At 47.4% G+C, this 635-nt stretch carries 1 rRNA gene; it reads right to left on the bottom strand.

From position 1 onward, the window contains the following. Positions 1-166, bottom strand: a 16S ribosomal RNA gene (locus FS777_RS21255); the annotation flags it as partial. Positions 167-635: the final 469 nt, after the last annotated feature.

Genomic DNA, 635 nt, shown 5'->3' with positions numbered 1-635 from the left:
TTAGCGTTCCTTTCGAAACGTTGTCCCCCACTACCAGGCAGATTCCTAGGCATTACTCACCCGTCCGCCGCTGAATCCAGGAGCAAGCTCCCGTCATCCGCTCGACTTGCATGTGTTAGGCCTGCCGCCAGCGTTCAATCTGAGCCATGATCAAACTCTTCAGTTCAATACTGCTTGGGTTTTTAAGAAACCCTAAACTTGGCTCAGCAATCTCAAATGACTATGTGATTTCTCGCATGGCCACTTGTGATGCTGATAATCTTTCTTGACTATCAGTCCGTACTCACAAGCACCCACACGAATTGCTTGATTCGATTTGTTAAAGAGCGTTTGGCTGAGAGCGTTTCGTCTCAACCGAGGCGCGCATTCTACGCTTTCCTCATTGCCTGTCAAGCGTTTATTTTGAAGTATTTTCGAAAAAATCGTTTAACTTCAACCACTTAACTCGCCTCGATCTCTCGCTGCGGGAGGTGAATAATACAGCATTCAAAAACGCTGTCAACCACCATTTTCCTACCGCTGGCTGGCTGCGTGGCCTACCAGGAAAAGCAAGAGCTTCTACTTAAAGACAAAACCCCTACCTGCATACGCAGATAGGGGTTTTGCGAAATGAATCTTGACGATGACCTACTCTC

It is taken from the genome of Pseudomonas sp. DE0157 (assembly GCF_007678615.1).
In the GTDB taxonomy this organism is placed as follows: Bacteria; Pseudomonadota; Gammaproteobacteria; order Pseudomonadales; family Pseudomonadaceae; genus Aquipseudomonas; species Aquipseudomonas parafulva_B.
Note: the sequence above shows the minus strand (reverse complement) of the source record. Positions and strands in the feature narration are given on the sequence as shown.